Here is a 2128-nt window from a genome sequence, read left to right as displayed (position 1 = left end):
CTTCTGATCCTCAACCGTTTTGCGCTTCCGCCATTTGGCTACGGTCTTGGGATTGATCCCCAGTTCCCGGCTCAGCTCCGTGATCGAAGCTTGCGATCGCTGTATGTGAGCTCTGATGGCGTGCGTGGTCGAGGCGCTGCCATGACGAATTTGTCCCATAGTGCTTCCTTCCATTCAAACGAAAGGATCACACCATCAAACCGTGGGATCAAACACCTAGTTGTCAAGCTGACAGCTGCGCTGTCCAAAGTTTTGCCGGAGCCATGATGTCATGTGTCGAACAAGCACTTCCATGCGCGGCATCCGAGACAACCACTGTTTTTAGCAAGCGAGACCGTAAAAATCATCGCAATCATGCCCGTACCCTACCAGCCCTTAGGCAGTTCAGCGAATGCTCGGGGATGAATATTGGGCCTTTCATTTGTCTTGGCACAGCCGCGTTGTCCGCCATCAGCACCCATGGAACAGACTAGGTTGATTGCGTAGCGGAGGATTTCAGGCTCATCGTAACCATCAGAGAGTGGAGATGAGAATGAAATCCGGGAAACAGAAAGCGTCAGCAGAGAGAGTTGTCAAAGACATCCGCAGGAAGACACGGCGCCAGCATTCGGCAGAGGAGAAGATCCGTATTGTGTTGGATGGGCTTCGTGGTGAAGACAGCATAGCGGAGCTGTGTCGCCGTGAAGGAATAGCTACGAGCCTGTATTACAGCTGGTCGAAAGAGTTCCTTGAGGCCGGTAAGAAGCGGTTGGCTGGCGATACCGCACGCCAGGCTACCAGCTCTGAGGTGAAGGATTTGAGAGCGGAATCGTCGGCGCTGAAAGAGGTAGTCGCCGACCTGACCCTTGAGAACCGGCTGCTCAAAAAAAGCATGTTCGAGGATGGGGGAGACGACGAATGAGATATCCCGCATCCGAAAAGCTTGAGATCATCCGGCTGGTTGACGGTTCGCACCTGCCGATCAAACGCACACTGGAAAAGCTCGGCATTCCCAGAACGACCTTCTACCGCTGGTACGACAGGTATCTGTCTTTCGGCGAGGCCGGGCTTGAGGATCGCCATTCCCGGCCAGGTAGGGTTTGGAACCGCATCCCCGACAAGGTGCGCAAGCAGATCGTGGAACTGGCTCTGGAAGAACCCGAGTTATCGCCCCGCGAGCTTGCGGTGCGGTTCACCGACACCAGGCGCTACTTCGTTTCTGAGGCCAGTGTTTACAGGCTTCTGAAGGCACAAGATCTGATCACTAGCCCAGCCTGCATCACCATCAAAGCGGCGGATGAATTCCATGAGAAGACTGTGCGGCCGAACCAGCTTTGGCAGACCGACTTCACCTATCTCAAAGTCATCGGTTGGGGCTGGTTCTACCTGTCTACGATCCTGGATGATTACAGCCGTTACGTTGTCTCTTGGCGCCTTTGCACCACGATGAAAGCTGACGATGTCACAGGAACGCTGGAAGACGCTTTGGCTGCATCAGGTTGTGACAGTGTCACCGTTGCCCACAAGCCCCGGCTGCTCAGCGACAACGGCAGCAGTTACATCTCTGGCGAGTTGGCGAAATGGCTGGATGAGCAGGGTATGGATCATGTTCGGGGAGCGCCCAACCATCCGCAGACCCAGGGCAAGATTGAGCGATGGCATCAGACGATGAAGAACCGTGTCCTGCTGGAAAACTACTATCTGCCAGGAGCGCTCGAACAGGCCATCGGCGACTTCATCAATCACTACAACCACAACCGATACCACGAGAGCATCAGCAATCTGACACCCGCCGATGTCTATTTCGGTCGAGCCGAAACAATCCTCAGACGCAGAAAGGAAATCAAACACCAGACAATCCAGAAACGCCGCTTGCTGCATCATCAGAACGCGGCGTAGATTGAAACTGCGGCGAGCCTGATCCTCCTAAGCCAATCAAACGCTCGTGTTCCAAATCATTCGATGACGGACATGTTAAGGTGTCTGAAGTCAGCGCCTACCGGACAGATTTAGAGTTTTCATCATATACTCTTTAGCTGCTCGAAGTACGTGTGAATAAGTTTGTCGCCGCAATCTGTTGTTCTAACGTCGTGAACAACAGAAATGCGCCACTGCGCACCGGAGACACTTCTCTAGCTTAGCAAACGAA

The 2128-nt window shown here is 53.7% G+C and carries 2 protein-coding genes; one reads left to right on the top strand and one right to left on the bottom strand.

The features are described from left to right. Positions 1–159, bottom strand: a 159-nt coding sequence (locus ACR0NZ_RS20565; RefSeq protein ID WP_480521559.1) for a helix-turn-helix domain-containing protein, incomplete at its 3' end; no start/stop codon positions are given. A 367-nt stretch (positions 160–526) separates the two neighbouring features. On the opposite strand from ACR0NZ_RS20565, the gene ACR0NZ_RS20560 reads away from it, so the two are divergent. Next, a protein-coding gene (locus ACR0NZ_RS20560) for an IS3 family transposase (protein WP_170717543.1) occupies positions 527–1878 on the top strand; the annotation gives its coding sequence in 2 pieces (ribosomal slippage) (positions 527–863 and positions 863–1878; 1353 coding nt in all). Positions 1879–2128: the final 250 nt, after the last annotated feature.

This window comes from Ruegeria sp. AE3 (assembly GCF_056542225.1).
This window is presented reverse-complemented; position numbering and strand designations above follow the sequence as displayed.